Origin of the sequence: Staphylococcus carnosus, assembly GCF_900458435.1 — a bacterium.
GTDB lineage: Bacteria > Bacillota > Bacilli > Staphylococcales > Staphylococcaceae > Staphylococcus > Staphylococcus carnosus.
The window spans coordinates 1,420,939-1,446,635 of sequence record NZ_UHCT01000001.1; the positions used below are offsets into that span (position 1 = coordinate 1,420,939).

The following is a 25,697-nucleotide window of genomic DNA, read 5'->3' on the forward strand; positions in this document are numbered from 1 at the left end:
ATTCTTTTTTAAAACTTAATTTAAATGATTAGTATAGTGAAGATCTTTAACTCGCTTGCGTGCTGCTTGGATACGGTTAAAATCTAAATCGATGTTTAAATTATTTACATTTTCTTCGAGTTGTTCCACGCTGCTTGCTCCAGCAATAATAGAGCCTAATACATCTTGTGAACGCAGATAATTAAATGTTAATGCTGTTAGGTTATGTTCAATTTCTTTTAAAGATGCGATTGTACTGCCGAGATCTTGATAATTATAATCAAAAATACCATCTTCAAATTTATCATCTAAAACTTGATTACTTGAGGCTGTCAAAAGTCCTTTGAAAACAGGACCGCGAGCTAGAACTTTTACACCTTTTTTATGTGCAGCTTGAATTAAATCTTCAGGTCGATTATCAATAAGATTAAATTGAGCCATCCATGTATCAATATCACTATGTTCTAAATAGTAATTAATGACATTAGGTCTGATAGAAGAAATACCATATGCACGAATAAGTCCTTCTTTTTTCAATTCATCAAAAGCACTTATCGTTTCATCTAAAGGATCATCAATTGTACCCCCATGTAATTGATATAAATCCAATTCATCCACACCTAAGTTTTTAAGAGATTGTTTGACACTTTCTTTTATGTGTTTTTTAGATGGATCCCAAAATGTTGTTCCATCATCCTTGAGATGATTTCCTACTTTCGTTCCAATCACAATATCGTGTGTATTTTGATATGGTTTTAAAATTTCACCGACTAATTTTTCATTTATCCCTTTATCATACATATCAGCTGTATCAAAATAAGTAATTCCTAATTCAATAGCACGTTCTATAATAGCTTGTGCATGCTTTTTTTTTGTACCTAAACTCATGCACCCTAATCCTAATTCAGATATCTCTAAACCACTCTTTAAAACATTCTTTTGCATGTTGTTACTCCTTTCGATACACTTTAATTGTCTAACAAACCTAGTTTAGCAATAAATCAATATAGTTAAAAGGAACGTGATTATAATGGACTTAACAGAGAAAACACTTAGTAAAAAGAATATATATTCTGGAAAAATCATCGATGTTGATGTAGATGAAGTTTTATTGCCGAATGGTGAAACTTCTAAACGTGAAATCGTTAATCACACTGGAGCTGTAGCAGTGTGCGCACTTACACCTGAAAACAAAGTCGTTTTTGTAAAACAATATCGTAAACCGGTTGAAAAGGTATTACTTGAAATACCTGCTGGGAAATTAGAAGAGGGGGAAGACCCTAAAGAAGCCGCACATCGCGAATTAGAAGAAGAAACAGGCTATATCGCAAAGGATTTAGAATTAATTGCTGATGTTTATACTTCACCAGGATTTGCAAATGAGAAAATATCTATCTATTTCACTGATGAATTAAGCAAAGGAAATGTTCATTTAGACCCAGATGAATTTGTTGAACAAGTTGAGTTGAGTATTGATGAAATCAACGATTTGGTTACAAATTTAAAAATTACAGATGCTAAAACTTTAATCGCGCTTCAGCATCTATTATCAATTTATAATCATTCTAATTAAAGAGTGAGAATGAGTTGCTTTTTTAACAAAATACTGGTAATTTAATAGTTGAGTCATTAAACAAATTAAAATGATTATAATTATTAGTAGAGGAGTGAGGCTTCCGTGGAAGAACGATTAAAATGCGTGAAGCAACAATTACAACAATCATCCTATAAATTAACTCCACAGCGTGAGGCAACATTAAGAGTATTGATTGAAAATGAATCTGATCATCTTAGTGCTGAAGATGTTTACTTAAAAGTGAAAGATAAAGCGCCAGAAATCGGATTAGCAACTGTTTATAGAACGTTGGAGCTACTTGCTGAACTGAAAATCGTTGATAAAATCAACTTTGGTGATGGTGTGTCACGATTTGATTTGAAAAAAGAAGGCGAAAAACATTTCCATCATCATTTAGTTTGTATGGAATGTGGAAAAGTTGAGGAAATTGCTGAAGATTTATTGCCAAAAGTTGAAGAACGCGTAGAAAATGAATTTAACTTTAAAATTTTAGATCATCGTCTTACTTTTCACGGTATTTGCAGCGAATGCCAGCAAAAGAAGAAAGAAGTTTGATATAGTAAGAGGGTGAAAAGTGATGGAAACAAATTATGATGTTGTTATTGAAGAATATTTAAAATTCATTCAAATTGAAAAAGGATTAAGTGCTAATACGATTGGTGCTTATAGAAGAGATTTGAATAAATACAAAGAGTATTTAGTATTAAAAAAGATTAATAATATAGATTTTATTGATCGAGAGATTATTCAACAATGTTTAGGATATTTACATGATGACGGTCATTCCGCAAAATCAATTGCGCGTTTTATTTCAACAGTAAGAAGTTTCCATCAATTTGCGTTGAGAGAACGTTATGCAGCTAAAGATCCTACTGTATTGATTGAAACACCTAAATACGAGCGCCGGTTACCTGACGTATTAGATGTAGAGGACGTTCTTGCTTTACTTGAAACGCCGGATTTATCTAAAAATAACGGTTATCGAGATCGAACAATTCTGGAATTATTATATGCGACAGGTATGCGTGTAACGGAATTGATACATGTTCGTGTAGAAGATGTCAATTTGATTATGGGATTTGTACGGGTTTTCGGTAAGGGTAGCAAAGAACGTATCATCCCTTTAGGCGAAACTGTCATCGATTATTTGAAAAAATACATTGAAACAGTACGTCCTCAATTGTTAAAACAAACAGTAACAGATGTATTATTTTTAAACCTTCATGGTAAACCATTATCAAGACAGGGAATTTGGAAACTTATAAAGCAATATGGTGTTAAAGCAAATATTAAAAAGAAATTAACACCTCACTCACTTCGCCACTCGTTTGCGACACATTTGCTTGAAAATGGTGCTGATTTAAGAGCTGTACAAGAAATGTTAGGACATTCGGATATTTCTACAACTCAACTCTATACACATGTTTCAAAATCACAAATCAGAAAAATGTATAATGAATTCCATCCAAGAGCCTGACTAATTAAAATAATGCACATCCATTCGATATGTGGATGTGCATTATTTTAATTTACGTCTTTTTAATGCGTCATTTCGAGCAAGTTCAACTGCATGGCGATCTCGTAATAAATGATGATCGTAAATATAAGGAGAGTCATTTATTTTCGTCATCAATTGATAATCAGGAAATTTTGATTTCAATTTCTTTTTTGTGGATTCCAATAAAGGTAATTCTATAACTTGGAATGGACAATTTTGAGTTGCTTGTTTTTTTAACTGAGTTAGTAAAGTTAAATATTTTTGAGAGCTTAATCCTAAATTCTCTATATTTTTCAAAATAAGATTTGCTACACGATAAGCACGCTTAAATAGTGTGGATGCACCTTTGCAGTTGCCTCTTCTAAAATGATAACAGCCGGTAGCACATAAAATTAAGCTTACTACTGCATCCTCTTTTGAAAAGAAAGGCTGTTTTTTCCAAGCATCTTCTAAAATGTCATGACATAAAAAGTAATGTTGTTGAGCATGAAATTGATAATAAAATGACAAAAGCGCTTCTTCCAATTTATTCACCTCCTGCTTCTCATTTATTTATTTTCAGCATTCATGTATAATATTTTACTGAATGATATACGCAACATGCAATTAAAGGAGAAAGAGATGTACGAAGTTAAACTAGATGCTTTTAATGGTCCTTTGGATTTATTACTCCATCTAATACATAAGTATGAAATCGATATTTATGATATCCCGATGAAAGCTTTAACAGAACAATATATGAACTATATTCATGCAATGAAAAAACTAGAAATTAATATAGCGAGTGAATATCTAGTAGTGGCTTCTGAATTATTGATGATTAAAAGTAAAATGCTTTTACCACAACATGATACTGAAATGGATGATGAAATAGAGGATCCAAGAGAAGACTTGGTTGGTCGTTTAATAGAGTATCAAAATTATAAAGAATATACAGAATTTCTGAATGAACTTAAAGAACAGCGCGAACAATTTTACAGCAAACATCCTACTGATTTAAGCCATTTAGAATCCATAGAAACTTGGGATGATTCTCAAACAATTGATTTAACAGAATTAATTATGGCTTATCAAAGAATCAAAACAAGAACATCTTTCAACACACCTAAAAGTGTTACAATCCAAAAAGAAACTTTTACGATTGAACAAGCATCTAAACAAGTCACTGAAAAACTTGCAGTTTCTAACTCCATTAACTTTTTTAGTTTGTTTACTTTTAAAGAAAATACAGAGGAAATCGTTACACATTTCTTGGCGATATTAGAAATGTCGAAAACGGGAATCATACAAATTAACCAAGTTAAAGATTTTGCAGACATTAACATTACTAGAGGTGTAAATTATGGCATTGGAGCTTAACGGAATACTTGAAGGGTTATTATATACAGCGGGTGATGAAGGATTGGAAGCTGACCAGCTCACTGATATTTTAGAGATTTCAGAAGAAACCTTAAAAGAAATGGCTGCAACTTATGATTCTCAAGGCTTAGTAATTCAACAATATGGATCTACATATGTTTTAACAACAAAATCAGAAGTTGCACCTTATGTAGAAAAACTGGTAAAAAATCAATCAAATATGAAACTGTCACAAGCTGCAATGGAAGTATTATCAATTATCGCTTATAATCAACCAGTAACCAGAAGCGATATTGAAATAATACGCGGCATTAATTCAGATGGTGCAGCTAAAACATTAATCGCGAGAGGATTAGTTGAAGCAAAAGTTGAAGATAATTCTCGCAGTCAGCAACTTTATACAACACCTTTATTCTTAAATGTTTTTGGTATGACAAATTTGGATGAACTTCCAACTACAGAAGAAGAGGAAGAAGAAATCGAATCATTTTTCAATAATCTGATTAACCAAAAAGGAGATAATAATGAGTAAAGAATTAGAAAGATTACAAAAAAGAATTGCAAATAGCGGTTATACTTCAAGAAGAAAAGCTGAAACTTTAATTGTTGAAGGCAAAGTTAAAGTAAATGGCGAAACTGTAACAGAATTAGGTACAAAAGTTAAACCATCGGACAATGTTGAAGTTGAAGGCGTTAAACTAGAACAAGAAGATAAATTGTATATTTTGTTTTATAAACCAGCTCAAGTTATTACGAGTGTTTCGGATGACAGAGGCAGAACTGTGGTAACAGATTATTTCGATGACTTAGAAACACGTATTTATCCAGTAGGCAGATTAGATTACGACACTTCAGGACTTTTATTGTTAACAAATGATGGTGAGTTCACTAATTTAATGACACATCCGAGATATAAAATTAAGAAAAAGTACGTCGCTAAATTAAAAGGATACTTGATGCGTGATGAAGTGAAAGCACTTGAAAAAGGTATACAATTAGAAGATGGTAAAACACATCCAGCAGAAGTTAAAATTAAAAATCAAAATAAAGAAAAGAATACTACTGTTGTAGAAATCACGATTTCAGAGGGCAGAAACCGCCAAGTACGACGTATGTTCGAACATTTCGGTCATGAAGTATCGAAATTATCTCGTGTGGAACTAGCAGATTTCCTTACACTTAAAGGTTTAAATGCTGGAGAAGGGCGTGTATTGACTCCTCATGAAGTTAAAAAACTTAGAAATTTAGCTGAAAATGGTTAATTAAGTCACTAAGCAATATTCAGTGTGCTTTTTGGCTTTTTTACACATATCATACATGCAAAGAACTCAACAAGTTTCAATTATCTTGTTGATATATGCTTATGATATAATATATATTGAAGTGAAAAATCATTTGTTATAAAGTAGCTGATTAAAATTGGCTGCTAAACAATGATTCAGTCAAATCTTTAAATATCCAATATGAAGAAATTGATATGAGATAAAAAGGTGCAAGAGATTCATGTTACGCATCTTATCTATTTTATAAGTTATATCAATAGAATTGGATACTCATATGGGAGGTAACTATAATTATGACAAAAATACTTGTCGTTGATGATGAAGAAAGAATTCGAAGACTGCTTAAATTATATTTAGAAAGAGAATCTTTTGATATCGAAGAAGCTCAAGACGGCAAAGAAGCATTAGATATGGCATTAAACACTGATTATGCTTGTATCTTATTAGACTTAATGCTTCCCGAATTAGATGGTATTGAAGTTGCAAACCGTTTAAGAGAGTACAAAGATACACCGATTATTATGTTAACAGCAAAAGGTGAAGAAACAAATCGTGTAGAAGGATTCGAATCAGGTGCAGATGATTATATTGTCAAACCTTTTTCTCCACGCGAAGTAGTATTACGAGTTAAAGCTTTGCTTAGACGCACATTAACAGCAACTTCAGAACAAAATGAGCCTCACGCAAGAGACTTAATTGAATTTAAGCACCTTGTCATTGATAATGATGCGCATCGTGTACTTGCTGATGGTACTCAAGTCAACTTAACACCTAAAGAATATGAACTATTAATATTCTTAGCCAAAACACCTAACAAAGTTTTTGATCGCGAACAATTATTAAAAGATGTCTGGCATTATGAATTCTATGGAGACTTGCGTACTGTAGATACTCATGTTAAACGTCTTAGAGAAAAGTTAAACCGTGTATCCTCTGATGCAGCACATATGATTCAAACTGTATGGGGTGTCGGCTATAAATTTGAGGTCAACAATAATGATGAAACGACTCAATAGTGTCGTGATAAAACTGTGGTTAACTATAATTCTTATAGTAACGACAGTTTTAATTTTACTAAGTGCGGCATTAATCACATTTATTCAAAATTATTATACGCAAGATACTGAACAATCCTTAATAAAAGATGCAGAACGAATTAGCATTTTACTAGAAGAATCAGATAATAAGTCATTAGCAATTAAACATAGCAAGGCATTGATTGAAGGTCCTAGCGGTTTAATTATTATGAAAAATAAGAATGATGAATTTTATAATTCTCACTCTAAATTAAAAAATGAAATGATGAATGTTATCACTAAAAACTCGAAATATCAAAAAGTGTTTACTGATAATAAAAAAATATCTCAGCATATTAAATTAAAGGTCGATGGAAAAGTTAGAACATACGTATTGCTCGGCTATCCGACAAAAATTGATGCAAATAACCCCCATGGTGCTGTATTCATATATCAAGATCTTAAGAGTATAGATGATACTAATAATGTCATTACTATCATTATTTTAGTAACAGCTGTAATTTTCTTAATTATTACTACTGTTTTTGCATTCTTTTTATCATCACGTATTACTAAACCGCTTCGCCAATTACGTACTCAAGCCTTAAATCTTTCCGAAGGTGACTATTCACAAGTCAACGATATCAATTCAAAAGATGAAATAGGTGAGTTAGCGCACTCATTCAATATAATGAGCAGCGATATTCAAAGACATATCGATGAAATATCAGCATCTAAGAACATCAGAGACAGCCTTATTAATTCAATGGTAGAAGGCGTATTAGGTATCAATGAAAAAAGAGAAATCATTCTATCAAATGAAATGGCCAAAAAAATGTCAGAACAACTTCGAACAACTAAAAAAGAACAATTTACTGAACAAATGGACCGTACATTTAAAGAAAAAGAAATTCAATTCCAAGATTATGAAGTAAATAACCGATTCTATGTCGTCATCATGAGTTACATCGAACAATTCCAACCTAACCAAAGCGGCGTTGTAGCGATTATTCGAGACATGACCAATGAACATCAGTTGGATCAAATGAAAAAAGACTTTATAGCCAATGTATCACACGAATTGCGCACACCAATTGCTTTATTACAAGGTTACACAGAATCAATAGTGGATGGAGTTGTCTCAGAACCTGATGAAATCAGAGACTCCCTTTCTATCGTTCTTGATGAAACACAACGTTTAAATCGACTTGTGAATGAATTATTAAATGTAGCAAGAATGGATGCAGAAGGCTTATCAGTTAACAAAGAAGTACAACCTATCGATCCATTATTAGAGCGGATGCAAATGAAATATCGACAACAAGCAGAAGATTTACAAATCGATATTAATCTGGCTCCTAATACGGAAGGGCAACTTTGGTATTATGACACAGATAGAATGGAACAAGTTTTAACAAATTTAGTAGATAATGCATCTCGTTATACTTCGCCAGGAGATGCTATTAAAATCAGCACATCAGAATCTGATAAATACGATATTTTGTATGTGACAGATACAGGCAGTGGTATTGCCCCTGAACATATTGATTTAGTATTTGATAGATTTTATAAAGTTGATGCTTCTCGTAAACGCGGTAAAGAAGGAACGGGGTTAGGACTCTTTATTTGTCGTATGATTATTGAAGCTCAAGGTGGAACAATTGATTTAAAAAGCCGTTTAGGAGAAGGTACTACATTTATTATTAAATTGCCTAAACCACCCGAAAATATTTAATACTATTTTTTAAGCAATCGAATTGAATCACTGTGTCTAATCCGATATAATAGATAAGAAAATAAAATAATAATGATATTCATCTTCGGGGTCGGGTGAAAGTCCCAACCGGCAGTAAATTAAGCCTGCGACCTGTATTTATTTTGTAAATATGGCTGATCTAGTGAGATTCTAGAGCCGACAGTATAGTCTGGATGGGAGAAGATGGAGGGTTTATTTGTTGTGCTTAAATTCCTCCTATTCGCGTAAGATGAATGGAAGGAGTATTTATGAATCAGCAAAAAAACAAACGCTTAATCATTATAAGTATGATGAGTGCAATTGCGTTTATTTTGATGTTTATCAAATTTCCGCTGCCATTTTTGCCGCCATACTTAACATTGGATTTCAGTGATGTTCCAGCATTGCTTGCAACATTTCTGTTTGGACCCGTTGCGGGGGTTATTGTAGAACTTATTAAAAATTTGCTTAACTTCCTTTTCAATATGGGTGATCCGATTGGACCCGTTGCAAACTTTGCAGCAGCAGTCAGTTTTTTACTTACTGCATTTTATGTAAGTAAATTAATTAAAGGTAAATTGAACATAGTTATCGGCTTGATTGCAGGTACATTAGTAATGACTTTAATATTGAGTATTTTAAACTACTTTGTATTATTACCTTTATATGGAATGATTATGAATCTTTCAGATGTAGTGAAAAATTTAAAAATAATTATCGTATCAGGTATTATTCCATTTAATATTATAAAAGGAATAGCGGTATCAGCCATTTTCCTTTTACTATATAAACGATTAAAAAAAGCATTGAATTATTAATATTTAAAAGCCCGGAAATTTGAAAATAATTTCCGGGCTTTTAATAAAGAAAGATCAAAACAATCATTTGCTTTGACCTTTTTTATTCAATCTATAATTAGCGAAGAATACTAACTGAATTGACGATTGACTATCATTATTCGAATTTTAAAGCATCTCCATCGAAAGGCTCATCTGCTATTTTAATAGAATCAGTAGGGCAACCTTCTAGAGCATCTTCCATGTCTTCATATAATTCTTTAGGTACTTCAGCAGTACCTTCATTATCATCAAGAATCACGTATGCGATGCCTTCATCATCGTAGTCATAAATATCTGGAGCTGCTGCACCGCAAGCACCACATGCAATACAAGTATCCATATCTACAATCGTATATTTAGCCAATTTTACTTCGCCTCCTTTTACAAAAATGCTACACTAATAACGTAATTTTTATTTTAACATCAGAAATTCTTTTTTCAATACAACAGATTGTTAAGGTGATGATTGATTTGAAAGAAATTATCCAATACATAAAAACACATGCTTATCACTATAAAACTGATAAAAGTCTTTATAATATAATCGTTGGTGCTAAAACACATCAAACTTATTTTGATGCATGTAGCCAACAACTTTTATCATTATATCACAGTCATCCAAATTTAAAATATCCATCATTCGAACGAATATTCAAAGATTCTAATGTATATAATAACAATGTCAGTAAAACATTAAAAGTAACACCGCGTTATACTTTTGAAAGTATTCAACAGACATTTCAGGTGATTCAGTTGTTAACTCAAACCATTTCTAATCATCAGCATCAATCTTTATCATTCATACCTGTATCACAAATTGACAAAGTTCAAAGGAAAGCTAAGAACCTTTATTATGAAATATTAAATAATGATGAAGAAAAATTGTTTAAAGAAGAAATATACACTCTATTTGCATCTATCAATTCCTACAATGAATTATCAATTCTGCATTATTTTTTACAAGGGTATGAAGAAACAATGTATACGAATCAACAGGTGGGAATGATTGAATTAATTTCAGAGGAAGAATTAATAAGATTAAAAATGAATGATTTAGTTGAAATGATGAATCAAATTGAAAACAAGGAAAAATTCAAAATATTACATAAAACAATTATTTTGCCGGAACTTTCGCAAAATGCATTTGAAACTTATCAATACCTTAAAAATGATAAGACTATGAAGGAAATCTCTGTTATTGAAAATGTAAAGGAAAATACAATTGAAGATCATGTGCTCGAACTTTTTATAAAAGGTTATCTTTCTGATTATCATTTGTATATTAATCAAACATTTTATTCTTCATTTAAATCCTTTTATCAAAATAATAAAGAAGAGCGTTTAAAAGTATTTAAGTCAAAGTTTCCAGAACACAGTTATTTCGATATTAAATTAGCTATCGTGCGTTTTTCTAGGGAGGGGTGACCATGTTACAAAAAGCATTACAAGATTGGTTCGGGTTTGATACATTCAATCCTGGCCAAGAAGGAATCATTCAGAGTGTCCTAGATAAGCAAAACACTTTAGGCATTTTACCAACTGGCAGCGGAAAGAGTTTATGCTATCAGCTTCCAACTTATATCAATCAAAAACCTACATTAATTATTTCTCCTTTAATATCTTTAATGGACGATCAAGTCATGCAAATGAAGAAAAAAGGTGAACGCTCTGTTTGTTATGTTCATTCTGGAATGAGTTTAGAAGAAAAGAAGAAAAACCTTAAATTTATAAAAAAAGCAAAATTTATCTTTTTAAGTCCTGAGTTTATTTTAAATCGCGATAATATTAATTATTTACGAGATATAGACTTAGGGTTAATAGTTTTAGATGAAGCACACTGTATTACAGAGTGGGGATATGATTTTAGACCCCATTATGCATTAGTGGGTAAAATTACGAAGCGCTTTCCTAATGCAACTGTCTTGGCTTTAACAGCTACAGCACCAAAACATCTTAAAGAAGATTTGAATGAAGTGGTAGGTACGCAATTTCATGAAATCAAAACGAAAATGGATCGCAGCAATATCTCCTTAACGCATCTCAACTTCGATAACGATAATGATAAAATGATTTGGCTTTTAGAAAATATCAACCATAGCGGACCTACGATTATTTATGTATCCTCTAAGAAAAAATGTCGTGAACTTGCGCAAGAAATATATAAAGCTGGTTTTTTAACTGGTATATATCATGGGGATATGTCCTACCAAGAACGACAAACAGTTCAACAACAATTTATTCAAAATGATATTCCTATAGTAGTGGCAACTAGTGCCTTTGGAATGGGGATTAATAAACCAGACATAAGAACAGTCATACACTTCCATCTTCCCACTAGCCCATCAAGTTATATTCAAGAAATTGGCAGGGCAGGCAGAGATGGTGCTTATAGCCAAGCAATCAGTTTATATCAATCAGATGATGCATTTCTATTAGAAACATTGCTTTTTGCAGACATGATTACAGATGCAGATATTGATGCATATAAAAATGGTATGGCTTTACCTGATGAAAAACAAAGCATTATTGATATTTTACATCTCAGTTATTCTGTTGAAGAAATCCAAAAAATATTCCAACGTTCAGAATATCGTAAAAAAGAAGGTTATATCAGAATGTTAGGTTACAAAAATCTTACAACTTGCAGAAGAGAATATTTGATGTCGTATTTCGGTGAAAGCATACAAAAACCTGAATCATGCTGTGATAATGATGAAATAAATGAAAGGATAGATATCAGAAATCCTAAAAAAGTCACACGAAAAATGGACTATTTAGAAAAACTCAATCAAATTTTCATACAAAATTAAAATACCACATTAGTATACATGTTAATGTGGATAGAACGTAGTTTATTCGTACTCACTAAAAATAGCACTCATTTATTAGGTTATTTTATAACTAGATATCGAGAATCAACCAAACAAATAATTGAACTGGATTAATTATATAAAAAACCTGCTTCAATATTCATCTTTTGTTTGTCGAAGACTATGAGCACAAGTTATAATAATAATACTAAGATTTAGATTTTTAGCTTTCATATTTGGGGTATGAGTACTACATATGAAATACAGTAATTAATTTAAAGAGAAAGGATGATGGCGTTGTCTAATAATAATTTTAAAGACGATTTTGAACGGAATCGTCAATCAATTGATCCTTCCCATACTAACGAAGATCAAAAAACACCAGAAGAATCAGTAGATTCAGCTGATTCAAAAGAGACAAATAATCAAGAGCCTAAAACGGGAGCAACTCATTTTCCTCCAAGAGGGTCACAACGCAGACGTCGTAGAAGAAGAGAGACGGCTACTCACAAACAAGAAGAAGGTAACAAGCAAGAAGAAGTACATACAGATGAAAAACAAAAAGCTGAAGAAAAAAATACTTCTACTAATAAAAACACTTCTAAAGATAAGGGCAGTGACGCAGCAGCTGCAAGTGTTGGTGGTGGCGTTGTTGGAAAAAAACTGGAACAAAATCACAAAAAAGATTCCAATGACAGAAAAAGTAAGGACGACGTTGGAAGTTTAGATGATCGTTCAGCTGTTTCTAATGACAGCAAAGATGGAAAAGATAATCAAAAGAAATCAAATAATACAGGCAAAAAAGCTGCAGCTGCAGGAGCAGCAGGAATAGTAGGCGGAGCTGCTGCTAAACATCAAAAAGATAAAAATGCATCAGCCAATGAATCTGAAAGCAAAACGCCAAAGTCAAAAGAAAATGATAAAGCTGCCAGCACTGCAGCTGGAAGTACAGCTGCAAAAAATGAAAATCCCGATAATAATGATTCAAATGAAGATAACAAAAAAGAATCACCAAATAAAGACAAAAAACACAGCAAGGCTGGTAAAGCCGCTGCTGCGGGTGCTGCAGCAATAGGCGGAGCTGCAGCAGGAAAAGCTGCTAAAGATCATTCTAAAAAAGAAAATAATAAAAAGAATGATAAAAATGAAAGCGAAGATAAAAATAGTGAAAATAAATCCGGAAAAGCTGCAGCTGCGGGTACCGCAGCAGGTGCTGCTGGAGCTGCTAGTGCATCTTCTGCAAATGCCTCAGGTAGTAGCGGCGGTAATGGCGGTAACGGTTCAGGAAATGGTGGCGACCATGGTGACGGCAACGGCCAGGAACCTAAAAAGTCAGGCGGCTTAAAAAAATTATTACCATTGTTATTAGGTTTACTAATCATTGCTGCTATTGCTATTTTCGGTGGCATGGCTTTAACAAACCAAGGCGACCATAAAGACGACAGCGATAATAAAACAGCAGATCACTCTAAAACAAATAAAAATAAAGATGATGCAAAAGATAAATCATCTGCAAGCAAAGATAAAGACAGCAAGTCTAAAGATAATGCAAAAAATTCTCAAGATAACAATGCGCAATCTGATGATACTGCAAACAATGATAATAATAATGAAAATGCAGATTCGAATGATTCAGCAAATCAAAATGATGCTAATAATTCAGATAATGCAAATAATCAAAATGGTTACAATCAAGATCAACAAGGCGTACAAAATCAACAAAATGATCAATATAATCAAAATAACCAAAATCAAAACCAAAATACACAAGCACAACAAGGCGGTCAAACACATACTGTTTATGGTAAAGAAAATCTTTATCGTATCGCAATCCGTTACTACGGAGAAGGCACACAAGCAAATGTGGATAAAATCAAACGTGCAAACGGTTTAAACAGTAATAATATTTCAAATGGCCAACAACTTGTGATTCCTCAATAATATTTAGATACTCTGCAATGAAAACTACATTTCATTGCAGAGTTTTCTTTTTGTAACATCTCTTACTTTTAAATCAGGTAAAACTCTTTCAAATTTAAATATGACTGATATAATATTAGGGGTGAGTGAAGGAGGACAATACGATGCAAACAGTTGAAAGTATTATTATCGGCGGAGGTCCATGCGGACTTAGTGCTGCAATCGAACAAAAGAAAAAAGGAATTGAAACACTAGTAATTGAGAAAGGAAATGTGGTTGAAGCTATTTATAATTATCCAACACATCAAACTTTTTTCTCTTCTAGTGACAAATTAAGTATCGGGGATGTACCTTTTATAGTTGAAGAATATAAACCCCATAGAAATCAAGCGTTAGTCTATTATAGAGAAGTTGTTAAATATCATCAGCTTGATATACACGCGTTTGAAGAGGTCCTCACAGTTAAAAAAATTGGTAAAAGATTTACAATTACAACAACGAAAGATACTTATCAATGTAGATTCCTTACAGTAGCTACTGGCTATTATGGACAACACAATGATTTAGAAGTAGAAGGTGCTAAATTGCCAAAAGTATTCCATTACTTTAAAGAAGCACACCCATATTTCGATCAAAATGTTGTCATAATCGGAGGAAAAAACTCTGCAGTTGATGCAGCGCTTGAATTAGAAAAGGCTGGCGCAAATGTCACAGTTTTATATAGAGGTTCAGATTACTCTTCGGCAATCAAACCTTGGATTCTACCAAATTTTGAATCTCTAGTAAGACATGAAAAAATTGATATGCACTTTAACGCTGAGGTTACCAAAATCGATGAAGAAAGTGTTACTTATACTCAAGATGGCGAAACCTACACAATTCCTAATGACTATGTATTTGCGATGATTGGATATCATCCAGATTATGAATTCTTACAAAATATAGGAATTGATATCAAAACTAATGAATATGGCACTGCACCTGTTTATGATAAAGAAACATATGAAACAAATGTAGAAAATTGCTATATTGCAGGTGTTATTGCTGCAGGTAATGATGCAAATACAATATTTATTGAAAACGGAAAATTCCATGGCGGTATTATTGCTCAAAATATTATTACCAAAAAACAAACGCCTTTAGAATCATAATTAATAAACCAAAAAGCAGTTACCAGACAATTCATTTCATCTGGTAACTGCTTTTTTAAACCTGCGCATCAAAATAGGACTTTAATTGATTTTTATTCAAATGATTACTTATAGCGACCAATAATTTCAATCTCGCTTTTTGACCATTTAATCCGTTTGAGAAGATAACTCCACGTTGTTCTAAATTGTAACCGCCGCCCTCGTAAGCGTAGATAGGGCCAACAATGCCATTAAATGAACGTGAAACAAGTATTACAGGTATCCCTTTATTTAAACATGACATCAATCCTTCAAGTGCTCTTGGAGGCAAGTTTCCTTGACCTAACGCTTCAATTACAATGCCATCTACGTTTTGTTCACTATAGAATTTGAGCACATCACTTTTCATATCCATATATGCTTTAACTATTGGTACATATAACTCTGAATCCACTTGATGTACAATTTCATGGCCGTAAGGACGGTGATGAAATTGTACGCTTGTTTTAGTTAATACACCTAAAGGTCCGTGATTTGGACTTTGAAAAGTATTAGTATTTGAAGTATGGGTTTTAGTAACATTTCTTGCTGTATGTATTTCATCATTAAAGACAACCATTACACCTTTATCAGATGAATCATTATCAGCAGCAACGCGAAGTGCTGAAATAAAATTATATAATCCATCAGAACCAATTTCATTTGATGAACGCATTGCACCAGTAATTACAACAGGTTTCTCTGTTTTTGTTGTTAAATCTAATAGATAGGCCGTTTCTTCCAATGTATCAGTACCATGAGTAATTACAAAACCATCATATTCGTTATTTTCACTTGCTTTTTCTATGATATCCCGTAGTTTTACAACATCTGCAATTGTTATGTGGGGAGAGGGCAAGTTAATTGGATTAATCTCAGTTACATCGGCATATCGACTGATTACATCTTGATGCTTTGAGATCGGATTTTGTTCATTTTCAATTACTTTATTCGTTTCATCTTCAGACATGCTTATTGTCCCACCAGTGTGGATAACTAAGATTTTTTTCATAAACAACGCTCCTATATTTTATATACATATTTATGATAAAATATATAGGATAAAACGACAAGGAAGGTTTTCTAAATATGAATTTAATTAATATAGCAATTGATGGCCCAGCAGCCGCAGGGAAAAGTACAATTGCACGCAGAGTTGCCGAAAGTCATTCAATGATTTATGTTGATACAGGCGCTATGTATCGTGCCATCACATATAAATATTTACAAGAAGATAAGAATGATGATTTTCAAGCTTTAATTGAAGATGTTTCTTTAAAGCTTGTATATGATGAGGATAAAGGTCAACGCGTACTTTTAAATGGGGAAGATATCACTGATTACCTTCGTTCAAATGAAGTTACACAGAACGTTTCATATGTTGCTTCTAAGGAGCCTGTCAGAACTTTTGCTGTAAAAGTCCAACAGCAATTGGCTGCAGAAAAAGGAATTGTGATGGATGGAAGAGATATTGGTACTGTAGTGTTACCTGATGCAGAATTAAAAATTTATATGATAGCTTCTGTAGAAGAACGTGCTGAACGAAGACAAAAAGAGAATGAAGAAAATGGAATTCCTTCCTCTCTAAATGAATTAAAAAAAGAAATCGAAGCACGAGATCATTATGATATGAATAGAGAGATATCTCCGCTTCGAAAAGCGGATGATGCTATAACAGTCAATACAACAGGAAAATCTATCGAACAAGTAACCGATATTATCTCTGATTTGATTGACAAAGTAGAGGCCTAAATATTTTTTTCATTAAATCGGTATAATTATTATTAAAACTGAATATTTGTGGTATATAAGTAAAGAGAATAAATGTACACGGGTACATCATCCAAATATATTTATTACCACAGAGGTTCAAGAAATTTTTACCATAAAAATGAATAGAGTTAAATTTCTTGACAATTCTGTCAGTTTGTAAGATGTTATAATTATGTAGTGTACAAGGAGGCATACAAGATGACTGAAGAATTCAATGAATCAATGATTAATGAAATCAAAGAAGGAGATAAAATCTCTGGACAAGTCCAAAAAGTCGAAGATAAACAAGTGATTGTGGATGTCGACGGTGGCAAATTTAGCGGTATCGTTCCAATTAGTCAATTGTCAACGCATCATATTGACAGCCCTAATGAAGTTGTGAAAGAAGGGGACGCAGTAGAAGCGTATGTGACTAAAGTGGAAGTTGACGAAGAAAATGAATCAGGAGCTTATATCCTTTCAATTCGTCAATTAGAACAAGAGAAGTCTTATGAATATTTACAAGAGAAACAAGATAACAATGAAATTATAGAAGCAAAAGTAACTGAAGTCGTTAAAGGCGGCTTGGTTGTTGATGTAGGACAAAGAGGTTTCGTTCCAGCTTCATTAATTTCTACTGATTTCATTGAAGACTTTTCAAGCTTTGATGGACAAGTACTAGAATTGCGAGTTGAAGAACTTGATCCAGCAAATAATCGCGTCATCCTAAGCCGAAAAGCAGTTGAACAAGAAAGAAATGAAGCTAAAAAAGCTGAATTATTATCATCTCTATCAGAAGGAGATGTAATTGAAGGTACAATTGCTCGTTTAACAAACTTTGGTGCTTTTGTTGATATCGGCGGTGTTGACGGTTTAGTTCATGTATCTGAACTTTCACATGAACATGTTGATAAACCAGAAGACGTTGTATCAGTAGGTGATAAAGTCAATGTAAAAGTGAAATCTGTTGAACAAGATTCAGAACGTATTTCACTTTCTATTAAAGATACTTTACCTAGTCCTTTCGAAAGTATTAAAGGTCAAATTCATGCTGATTCAATTATCGAAGGACGTGTTGTACGTTTAACTGATTTCGGTGCATTCGTCGAAATTGCAGCTGGTGTGCAAGGACTCGTTCACATTTCAGAAATCAGCCGCAAACATATCGGCACTCCAAGTGAAGTACTTGAACCAAATCAAGAAGTCACTGTTAAAGTTTTAAGCATCGATGAAGAAAGCGAACGTATTTCATTATCAATCAAAGCTGCATTACCTGAAGAAGAAGTATTGCAAATTGATGATGATGAATCTCGTGATTATATTGAAAATAACGATGACGATGACAATCCTACTTTAGGTGAAGTATTTGGAGACAAATTAAAAAATCTTAAATTTTAAGATTTGACTTATTAAATCATGCCAAGACTGTAGACAGTGTATATTTATTGTGCACGTCTCAGCCTTGGCTTTTTTGATTTCAATTATTCTTTTGCTTTAAATAGCGCATGTGATAAAATTAATTAGATATATTAAAGAGAGGAAGTTAGCTTATGACTAAACCTGTTGTAGCAATTGTTGGTCGTCCTAATGTGGGGAAATCAACAATTTTCAATAGAATCGTCGGCGAGCGTGTCTCAATTGTTGAAGATACACCTGGTGTAACAAGAGACCGTATTTATTCTAGTGGTGAATGGCTGACACATGATTTTAATGTTATTGATACTGGCGGTATCGAACTAACTGATGCACCATTCCAAACACAGATCAGAGCTCAAGCTGAAATTGCTATTGATGAAGCTGATGTTATAATTTTTATGGTTAATCAAAGAGAAGGATTAACACAAACTGATGAAATGATTGCCCAAATGCTATATAAAACAAATAAACCTGTTGTTTTAGCTGTTAATAAAGTTGATAATCCCGAAATGCGCACAGATATTTACGATTTTTATGCATTAGGATTCGGTGAACCGTTCCCAATTTCAGGTTCTCATGGATTGGGATTAGGTGATTTACTAGATGAAGTAGCGAATAACTTTAAAGACGAAGAAGACGATGATTATGATGAAGATACAATCAAATTATCACTTATTGGTCGACCGAATGTCGGAAAATCGAGTCTAGTAAATGCTATTTTAGGAGAAGACCGTGTTATCGTGTCTAATATCGCAGGTACGACACGTGATGCGATTGACACTGAGTATTCATATGAAGATCAAGACTATGTCTTAATTGATACTGCCGGAATGAGAAAAAAAGGGAAAGTATATGAATCTACGGAAAAATATTCAGTTCTACGTGCACTAAAAGCAATAGAAAGATCTAATGTAGTATTAGTTGTACTTGATGCAGAAGAAGGCATTATAGAGCAAGATAAACGTGTTGCTGGGTATGCACATGAAGAAGGTAAAGCAGTTGTAATTGTAGTAAACAAATGGGATACATTGGATAAAGATAGTAAAACAATGAAAAAATTCGAGGATAAAATTCGTCAAGAATTCCAATTCTTAGATTATGCTCCGATTGCATTTGTATCGGCTAAAGAAAAACAACGTTTACGCACTTTATTCCCACTTATTAAAGAAGCTAGCGAGAATCATAAAAAACGAGTTCAAAGCTCTACACTTAACGAAGTCATTACTGATGCAATTTCAATGAATCCAACACCTACAGATAAGGGCAGAAGACTTAAAGTCTTTTATGCAACACAAGTTGCTGTTGAACCACCAACGTTTGTAGTTTTTGTAAATGATGCAGAACTGATGCATTTCTCATATAAACGTTATTTAGAAAACCAAATTAGAGATGCATTCGGATTTGAAGGAACACCGATTCGCATTATTCCAAGAAAACGAAATTAGTGATTCAAAATTTTGAGAGGATGATTTTATGAGTAAAGTTGCCGTATTTGGTATGGGCAGTTTTGGTACTGCACTTGCCAATGTGCTTGCACAAAACGGTCACGATGTCTTAATGTGGGGTAAAAATAAGCAAAGTATTGATGAAGTGAATCAATACCACAGCAACTCCCGTTATTTAAATGGGGCACAATTAGATAAGTCTATTACAGCAACATCTAATTTAAACGAGGCTATTAACTTTTCAGATACTTATTTAATTGCTTTACCTACAAAAGCTATAAGAGAAGTCATTAAAAATATAGATTCACAACTAGATTCTAAAAAAGTATTCATTCATGTTGCTAAAGGTATTGAAAATGCTACTTTTAAACGTGTTTCTGAAATGATTGAGGATTCACTTTCACCTGAACATAATGGAGGAATCGGAGTCTTATCAGGACCGAGTCATGCTGAAGAAGTAGTAATTCAACAACCAACTACCGTAGCTGCTTCTTCTCCAGATCCTAAAGTCAGCAAACTCATTCAAGATCTTTTTATGAATGATTATTTACGTGTTTATACTAATGATGATTTAGTGGGTGTAGAACTCGGCGGTGCGTTAAAAAATATCATTGCTGTAGCGAGCGGTATTGTCGCTGGTATGGGCTTTGGAGACAATGCTAAAGCCGCTTTAATGACTAGAGGACTTGCAGAAATAAGTCGTTTAGGTGAAGAATTAGGTGCCGATCCAATGACATTTTTAGGATTAGGCGGCATTGGAGATTTAATCGTAACATGTACGTCTACTCATTCGAGAAACTATACACTTGGATATAAAATCGGCCAAGGAAAAACAGTAGATGAAGCACTTTCTGAAATGAATATGGTGGCTGAAGGCTTTTATACAACTGAATCTGTATATCATTTAGCAAAACAAAGAAATATTGATATGCCTATTACTTCAGCACTTTATGGCGTCCTATTTAAACAAGTACCATTGGATGAAAGTTTAAAATTACTAATGGGAAGAGATAAAAAGTCGGAATAAATACTATATTATCTTCCTTTTATAGTATAATTACACAAAGACTGGTAAAAAACCTTATAAATCGCGGTTTTGCGCTTGTAAATGATTGCGATAGCCACAGTACTTGTGTTAAAGTCATAGCATAATGATATAACAATATCATTACCAAACCCTTGGGGAGGTGACTCATAATGAACAAAACAGACTTAATTAACGCTGTAGCAGAACAAGCTGAATTAACAAAAAAAGAAGCTGGTTTAGCAGTTGATGCTGTATTCGAATCAATTCAATCTTCATTATCAAAAGGTGAAAAAGTACAATTGATTGGTTTCGGTAACTTCGAAGTACGCGAACGCGCTGCCCGTAAAGGTCGCAACCCGCAAACTGGTAAAGAAATTGATATTCCAGCTAGTAAAGTTCCAGCATTCAAAGCTGGTAAAGCATTGAAAGATGCAGTTAAATAATGGAATAAATACTTAAAAGAAAAGCCCTCATCGGGGCTTTTCTTTTTATCTTTAAAATTATAGGAAAATACATATACATAATAATCACTTCTTATTTAGAATTACTTTGATTAAAAACCTCAAAAAACCAGAATAAAACCGTCAGATGAACAAAAGTGATTTTATTTTTGTTTATATAATGTTAAGATAATTATTGATTAATAACGTGAGGTGCAGACATGGATTCAACATTAAGTACATTAAAAAACCAAATACAACAAAAACTTAATGGCATACATAGTCATGAACCAATTCATTATAACCATCAATTGGCTCATGTACTTGATGAACAAAACATTCCGATTCAAGCGAAATTGGCATGCCTCGCGATAGATACATCTATGAGTCATCTCGATTCTATTTCTGGCAATAATTTGTCTAAGAATGCAATATTGATTGGTGATTTAATTAGTGCGCATTATTATACACTTACTGCTGAGATTAATGATTCAGACTATCTAGATGCAATGAGCAGTGCGATCATAAAGGTTAATGAATATAAAACTTCTTTGCATTATAAACAACTTGATAAAGAAAAAATCAAAGATGCAATTCTTTATATCGAAACTATATTTCCAATGATTACTATTCAAAATTTCAAACCGCAATCTGATATGAGAGATATGACAGAAAGTTTGATATCATATGCTGCAGAACATCATCCAGCTTATTTAAAATCATATTCAGAAACAGAACTCAATCAAATATTTGAAGAAATGGATAGTAACATTAAACAAAGTAGAGGTAATTAAAATGGCTAAAAATAAAGCAGAAAAAGAGAAAGTCCATAAAGTATTTCAAAATATATCTACAAATTACGATAAATTAAATAACATCATCAGTTTTGAACAGCATAAAGTTTGGCGTAAACGTGTGATGAAATCAATGCAGGTTAAAAAAGGCAGTAAAGCATTAGACGTATGTTGCGGTACAGCCGATTGGACAATTGCATTAAGTAAAGCTGTGGGACCTTCTGGTGAAGTAATCGGTTTAGATTTCAGTGAAAACATGTTGAAAGTTGGGGAAGAAAAAACTAAAAACATGTCTAACATTCAGCTTGTACAAGGAGACGCAATGGATTTACCATTCGATGATAATGAGTTTGATTATGTTACAATCGGTTTCGGATTGCGTAACATCCCAGATTATGTGATTGCGTTAAAAGAAATGAACCGCGTACTTAAACCAGGTGGAATGGCGGTATGTTTAGAAACTAGCCAACCAACAATTCCTGTTTTCAAACAAGGTTATCAACTTTACTTTAAATTCGTGATGCCGATTTTCGGTAAATTATTTGCTAAATCTAAAGAGGAATATGAGTGGTTACAACAATCTGCTTTCAACTTTCCGGATCGCGATGAATTAAAAGCACTCTTCCAACTTGCCGGCTTTAAAAATGTTGAAGTCAAAAGTTTTACTGGTGGGGTAGCAGCAATGCATTTAGGGTATAAGGAAAAAGAAACAGCAAAAGGTGATTAATGTGGATAAGTTGAACATTAATAGAGAAATCAAGAAAATTGAAAAAGAATTGAAAAACACAATAAAAAGCAGTAATCCTATTTTAGAAGAAGCTTCTTTACATTTATTATCATCCGGCGGCAAAAGAGTTCGTCCATCATTCGTTGTTTTAAGTAGTGAATATGGCGTGAACCCTCGTAATGAAGATACCTATAAAATAGCTGTTTCTTTGGAACTTATTCATATGGCTACATTAGTACATGATGATGTCATTGACCGAAGTGATAAAAGAAGAGGTCGTCTCACAATCAGTAAAAAATGGGATCAAGAGACTGCAATTTTAACAGGGAATTATTTATTAGCTCTCGCGCTTAATAATATTTCCTCAATCCAAGATAAAAGAATACATATAATTTTATCGAACGCTATTGTTGATGTTTGCAGAGGTGAATTGTTCCAATTCCAAGATCAATTCAATAGTAATCAAACCATTACTAATTATTTGCGTAGAATTAATCGTAAAACTGCTTTATTGATACAACTTGCTACTGAACTTGGTGCATTATCTGCAAATGCCGATTTAAAAACTGCAAATAAACTCAAACGTATAGGTCATTATATTGGTATGAGTTTCCAAATTGTAGATGATGTTCTCGATTTTACAAGTACAGAAAAGCAGCTTGGCAAACCTGTCGGTAGTGATTTAATGAATGGTCATCTAACATTACCAGTACTGTTGGAAGCGCGAAAAAACCCTCAGTTCAAAGCTATTATTGAATCATTAAGTCCTGATAGTCCAAAAGAAGACTTTGAGTATTGTGTTAACTATATAAAATCTTCAGACAGCATAATGCAGTCAAAAGAAATAAGTAAACAATATCTTAATAAAGCTATAAAAATTTTGGATGAACTGGAAATCAGTCCAGCTTCTTCATGGTTTAAAAAATTAATTAAACGTATGGAATCACGTAACGCTTGATAAATTAAGAAAATAATTATTGAAAGCGTTTCACTAAACTGTTAAAATTATATTGTATTTAATTTAACGCATCAAAATACACAATTATTCAGGAGGATTTGAGAAATGGAAAGAACTTTTCTAATGATTAAACCAGACGGCGTACAACGCAAATTAGTTGGTGAAATCATCACTCGTTTAGAGAAAAAAGGATTAAAACTTGTTGGCGGGAAATTTATGACTGTTTCCAAAGAAAAAGCAGAAACACATTATGGTGAACATGCTGATAAGCCATTCTACGAAGGTTTAGTTTCATTTATTACTTCAGCACCAGTATTTGCTATGGTAGTAGAAGGGGAAAACGTTGTAGAAGTGACAAGAAATATGATTGGTAAAACAAATCCAACTGAAGCAGCACCAGGCACAATCAGAGGTGATTTAGGACTTACTGTAGGTCGAAATGTGATTCATGGATCAGATTCAGTTGAATCTGCTAAAAGAGAAATCAGCCTTTGGTTCGAACCTAATGAACTTAGTGTTTACACTGCAAACGACGAAGAATGGTTATACGAAAATTAATATAAAGCATACATTTAAAAATTCATTTTATCCAAATAAACCAGATTGAAATTTTTTATTTCAATCTGGTTTATTTTTTCACTTAACTTCCATAAAGTTATCAAAAGATTCTAAATTCTTTATCTTTTGTATCGATTTTTTTACTTACTGCTTTTAACCTATGATATGATAAGGGGTATATTTAATATTAGTAACCTAAAATATCGAATGGAGTGAAAGCGTAATGAGATTTTTAACATCGGGAGAATCCCACGGACCTCAGTTAACCGTTATTATAGAAGGTGTTCCTGCTAACTTGAAAATAACTGCGGAAGATATTAATGAGGAAATGTTTAAACGTCAAGGTGGGTATGGACGTGGCAGAAGGATGAAAATTGAAAAAGATGGAGTCGAAATTGTATCCGGCGTTAGAAATGGCTATACGCTTGGTAGTCCAGTTACGATTGTAGTAACGAATGATGATTTCACGCATTGGAGAAACATCATGGGAGTTGCACCGATTTCTGAAGAAGAACAAGAACAAATGAAACGTACCATCTCTAAACCGCGACCTGGTCATGCTGATTTAATAGGCGGTATTAAATATAACCATCGTGATTTAAGGAATGTTTTAGAACGATCATCAGCACGTGAAACAGCTGCACGTGTAGCTGTCGGAGCTGTATGTAAAATTTTGCTAAAACAATTAGGCATAAATGTATTAAGTCGTGTTGTTGAAATCGGCGGCATCAAAGATGATACTGATTATGACTTAGATACTATTAAAAAGCATGAAGATAGTAATGATGTACGTGTTGTAAATGAAGACATAGCACAAGAAATACGTGCTAAAATTGATCAAGCTAAAAAAGACGGCGACTCTTTAGGCGGTGTTGTACAAGTTATTGTGAAAAATATGCCTGTTGGAATCGGAAGTTATGTACACTATGATCGCAAACTCGATGGTAGAATTGCTCAAGGCGTAGTAGGGATTAACGCTTTTAAAGGCGTAAGTTTTGGCGAAGGATTCAAAGCAGCTGAAAAACCAGGAAGCCAAATACAAGATCCTATTCTTTACAATGATGAAGAAGGTTACACTCGCGCTTCAAATCATCTAGGAGGATTAGAAGGTGGTATGAGTAACGGAATGCCTATAGTTGTAAATGGTGTAATGAAACCTATACCAACACTTTATAAACCTTTAGCTTCTGTCGATATTGAAACAAAAGAACCTTTCAAAGCAACTATAGAACGGTCAGATAGTTGTGCAGTACCTGCTGCTAGCATTGTATGTGAACATGCTGTTGCTTTTGAAATTACAAAAACATTATTAGAAGAATTTCAATCTAATTACATGGAACAACTGCAACAACAAGTTGACGAGAGACGATTACGCAATATTGAATTCTAAAAAAGG

27 protein-coding genes and 1 riboswitch are annotated in these 25,697 nt (G+C 33.1%); of the genes, 23 read left to right on the forward strand and 4 right to left on the reverse strand.

The window, feature by feature from the left end:
* Positions 1–15: 15 nt before the first annotated feature.
* Positions 16–924 carry an aldo/keto reductase gene (locus DYE31_RS06855; protein ID WP_015900375.1) on the reverse strand — a complete coding sequence of 303 codons (909 nt, stop codon included), beginning with the start codon at positions 922–924 and terminating at the stop codon, positions 16–18.
* A gap of 85 nt (positions 925–1,009) precedes the next feature.
* Here DYE31_RS06855 and DYE31_RS06860 point away from each other — a divergent pair, with 85 nt between their 5' ends.
* From DYE31_RS06860 to xerD, 3 genes are all read left to right on the forward strand, one after another.
* On the forward strand, positions 1,010–1,552 hold the full coding sequence (locus DYE31_RS06860) for an NUDIX hydrolase (protein WP_015900374.1): 543 nt from the start codon (positions 1,010–1,012) through the stop codon (positions 1,550–1,552).
* Between the two features lie 105 nt (positions 1,553–1,657).
* Entirely contained in the window at positions 1,658–2,110 is a 453-nt protein-coding gene (gene fur, locus DYE31_RS06865; protein WP_015900373.1) for a ferric iron uptake transcriptional regulator, read from the forward strand.
* Between the two features lie 22 nt (positions 2,111–2,132).
* Positions 2,133–3,032, forward strand: coding sequence for a site-specific tyrosine recombinase XerD (xerD, locus tag DYE31_RS06870; RefSeq protein ID WP_015900372.1), 900 nt, complete (start codon positions 2,133–2,135; stop codon positions 3,030–3,032).
* 42 nt (positions 3,033–3,074) lie between these two features.
* On the opposite strand, the gene DYE31_RS06875 is transcribed toward xerD, so the two are convergent.
* Positions 3,075–3,587, reverse strand: coding sequence for a DUF309 domain-containing protein (locus DYE31_RS06875; RefSeq protein WP_235851278.1), 513 nt, complete (start codon positions 3,585–3,587; stop codon positions 3,075–3,077).
* Between the two features lie 87 nt (positions 3,588–3,674).
* On the opposite strand from DYE31_RS06875, the gene DYE31_RS06880 reads away from it, so the two are divergent.
* The 6 genes from DYE31_RS06880 to DYE31_RS06905 all read left to right on the forward strand — a co-directional run bounded on the left by DYE31_RS06880 (position 3,675) and on the right by DYE31_RS06905 (position 9,264).
* Complete coding sequence (locus tag DYE31_RS06880) at positions 3,675–4,412, forward strand: segregation and condensation protein A (protein ID WP_015900370.1); 738 nt, start codon at positions 3,675–3,677, stop codon at positions 4,410–4,412.
* On the forward strand, positions 4,396–4,944 hold the full coding sequence (gene scpB, locus DYE31_RS06885) for an SMC-Scp complex subunit ScpB (RefSeq protein ID WP_015900369.1): 549 nt from the start codon (positions 4,396–4,398) through the stop codon (positions 4,942–4,944). Before DYE31_RS06880 ends, scpB begins: the two co-directional genes overlap by 17 nt.
* Positions 4,937–5,674 carry a pseudouridine synthase gene (locus DYE31_RS06890; RefSeq protein WP_015900368.1) on the forward strand — a complete coding sequence of 246 codons (738 nt, stop codon included), beginning with the start codon at positions 4,937–4,939 and terminating at the stop codon, positions 5,672–5,674. Before scpB ends, DYE31_RS06890 begins: the two co-directional genes overlap by 8 nt.
* Positions 5,675–5,988: 314 nt before the next feature.
* Positions 5,989–6,711 (forward strand): response regulator, encoded by a 723-nt coding sequence (locus DYE31_RS06895; protein ID WP_015900367.1) that lies wholly within the window; start codon positions 5,989–5,991, stop codon positions 6,709–6,711.
* Positions 6,695–8,446, forward strand: coding sequence for an ATP-binding protein (locus DYE31_RS06900; RefSeq protein WP_174221506.1), 1,752 nt, complete (start codon positions 6,695–6,697; stop codon positions 8,444–8,446). The genes DYE31_RS06895 and DYE31_RS06900 overlap by 17 nt, the downstream gene beginning before the upstream one ends.
* Before the next feature lie 77 nt (positions 8,447–8,523).
* Positions 8,524–8,656: riboswitch (FMN riboswitch) on the forward strand.
* 59 nt (positions 8,657–8,715) lie between these two features.
* On the forward strand, positions 8,716–9,264 hold the full coding sequence (locus DYE31_RS06905; RefSeq protein WP_015900365.1) for an ECF transporter S component: 549 nt from the start codon (positions 8,716–8,718) through the stop codon (positions 9,262–9,264).
* 136 nt (positions 9,265–9,400) lie between these two features.
* Here the strand turns inward: DYE31_RS06905 and DYE31_RS06910 are convergent, their stop codons facing one another.
* Positions 9,401–9,649 carry a ferredoxin gene (locus DYE31_RS06910; protein ID WP_015900364.1) on the reverse strand — a complete coding sequence of 83 codons (249 nt, stop codon included), beginning with the start codon at positions 9,647–9,649 and terminating at the stop codon, positions 9,401–9,403.
* Between the two features lie 98 nt (positions 9,650–9,747).
* Between DYE31_RS06910 and DYE31_RS06915 the strand changes: the two genes are divergently transcribed.
* From DYE31_RS06915 to ypdA, 4 genes are all read left to right on the forward strand, one after another.
* Positions 9,748–10,710 carry a helix-turn-helix domain-containing protein gene (locus DYE31_RS06915; RefSeq protein ID WP_231635363.1) on the forward strand — a complete coding sequence of 321 codons (963 nt, stop codon included), beginning with the start codon at positions 9,748–9,750 and terminating at the stop codon, positions 10,708–10,710.
* 2 nt (positions 10,711–10,712) lie between these two features.
* Positions 10,713–12,095, forward strand: a complete 1,383-nt coding sequence (locus tag DYE31_RS06920) for a RecQ family ATP-dependent DNA helicase (RefSeq protein WP_015900362.1) — start codon at positions 10,713–10,715, stop codon at positions 12,093–12,095.
* A 297-nt stretch (positions 12,096–12,392) separates the two neighbouring features.
* A complete protein-coding gene (locus DYE31_RS06925; RefSeq protein ID WP_015900361.1) occupies positions 12,393–14,036 on the forward strand; it encodes a LysM peptidoglycan-binding domain-containing protein in 1,644 nt (547 codons plus the stop codon).
* Between the two features lie 143 nt (positions 14,037–14,179).
* On the forward strand, positions 14,180–15,166 hold the full coding sequence (ypdA, locus tag DYE31_RS06930; protein WP_015900360.1) for a bacillithiol disulfide reductase YpdA: 987 nt from the start codon (positions 14,180–14,182) through the stop codon (positions 15,164–15,166).
* A gap of 55 nt (positions 15,167–15,221) precedes the next feature.
* On the opposite strand, the gene DYE31_RS06935 is transcribed toward ypdA, so the two are convergent.
* Positions 15,222–16,196: an asparaginase gene (locus DYE31_RS06935; protein WP_015900359.1), complete on the reverse strand. Its 975-nt coding sequence runs from the start codon at positions 16,194–16,196 to the stop codon at positions 15,222–15,224.
* A gap of 77 nt (positions 16,197–16,273) precedes the next feature.
* On the opposite strand from DYE31_RS06935, the gene cmk reads away from it, so the two are divergent.
* The 10 genes from cmk (at position 16,274) to aroC (ending at position 25,691) form a co-directional block, all read left to right on the forward strand.
* Positions 16,274–16,936, forward strand: a complete 663-nt coding sequence (cmk, locus tag DYE31_RS06940) for a (d)CMP kinase (protein ID WP_015900358.1) — start codon at positions 16,274–16,276, stop codon at positions 16,934–16,936.
* Between the two features lie 219 nt (positions 16,937–17,155).
* Positions 17,156–18,334, forward strand: a complete 1,179-nt coding sequence (rpsA, locus tag DYE31_RS06945; RefSeq protein ID WP_015900357.1) for a 30S ribosomal protein S1 — start codon at positions 17,156–17,158, stop codon at positions 18,332–18,334.
* A 152-nt stretch (positions 18,335–18,486) separates the two neighbouring features.
* Complete coding sequence (der, locus tag DYE31_RS06950; RefSeq protein ID WP_015900356.1) at positions 18,487–19,797, forward strand: ribosome biogenesis GTPase Der; 1,311 nt, start codon at positions 18,487–18,489, stop codon at positions 19,795–19,797.
* A 28-nt stretch (positions 19,798–19,825) separates the two neighbouring features.
* A complete protein-coding gene (locus tag DYE31_RS06955; RefSeq protein ID WP_015900355.1) occupies positions 19,826–20,824 on the forward strand; it encodes an NAD(P)H-dependent glycerol-3-phosphate dehydrogenase in 999 nt (332 codons plus the stop codon).
* A 170-nt stretch (positions 20,825–20,994) separates the two neighbouring features.
* Positions 20,995–21,267, forward strand: coding sequence for an HU family DNA-binding protein (locus DYE31_RS06960; RefSeq protein ID WP_015900354.1), 273 nt, complete (start codon positions 20,995–20,997; stop codon positions 21,265–21,267).
* Positions 21,268–21,485: 218 nt separating this feature from the next.
* The gene (locus DYE31_RS06965) at positions 21,486–22,058 is read left to right on the forward strand and encodes a heptaprenyl diphosphate synthase component 1 (protein ID WP_015900353.1); all 573 of its coding nucleotides are present in this window, start codon (positions 21,486–21,488) and stop codon (positions 22,056–22,058) included.
* A 1-nt stretch (position 22,059) separates the two neighbouring features.
* The gene (locus DYE31_RS06970; RefSeq protein ID WP_015900352.1) at positions 22,060–22,785 is read left to right on the forward strand and encodes a demethylmenaquinone methyltransferase; all 726 of its coding nucleotides are present in this window, start codon (positions 22,060–22,062) and stop codon (positions 22,783–22,785) included.
* A gap of 1 nt (position 22,786) precedes the next feature.
* Positions 22,787–23,743, forward strand: coding sequence for a polyprenyl synthetase family protein (locus tag DYE31_RS06975; RefSeq protein WP_015900351.1), 957 nt, complete (start codon positions 22,787–22,789; stop codon positions 23,741–23,743).
* A 105-nt stretch (positions 23,744–23,848) separates the two neighbouring features.
* On the forward strand, positions 23,849–24,301 hold the full coding sequence (gene ndk / locus DYE31_RS06980) for a nucleoside-diphosphate kinase (protein ID WP_015900350.1): 453 nt from the start codon (positions 23,849–23,851) through the stop codon (positions 24,299–24,301).
* 223 nt (positions 24,302–24,524) lie between these two features.
* Positions 24,525–25,691: a chorismate synthase gene (gene aroC / locus DYE31_RS06985; protein ID WP_015900349.1), complete on the forward strand. Its 1,167-nt coding sequence runs from the start codon at positions 24,525–24,527 to the stop codon at positions 25,689–25,691.
* Positions 25,692–25,697 lie beyond the last annotated feature (6 nt).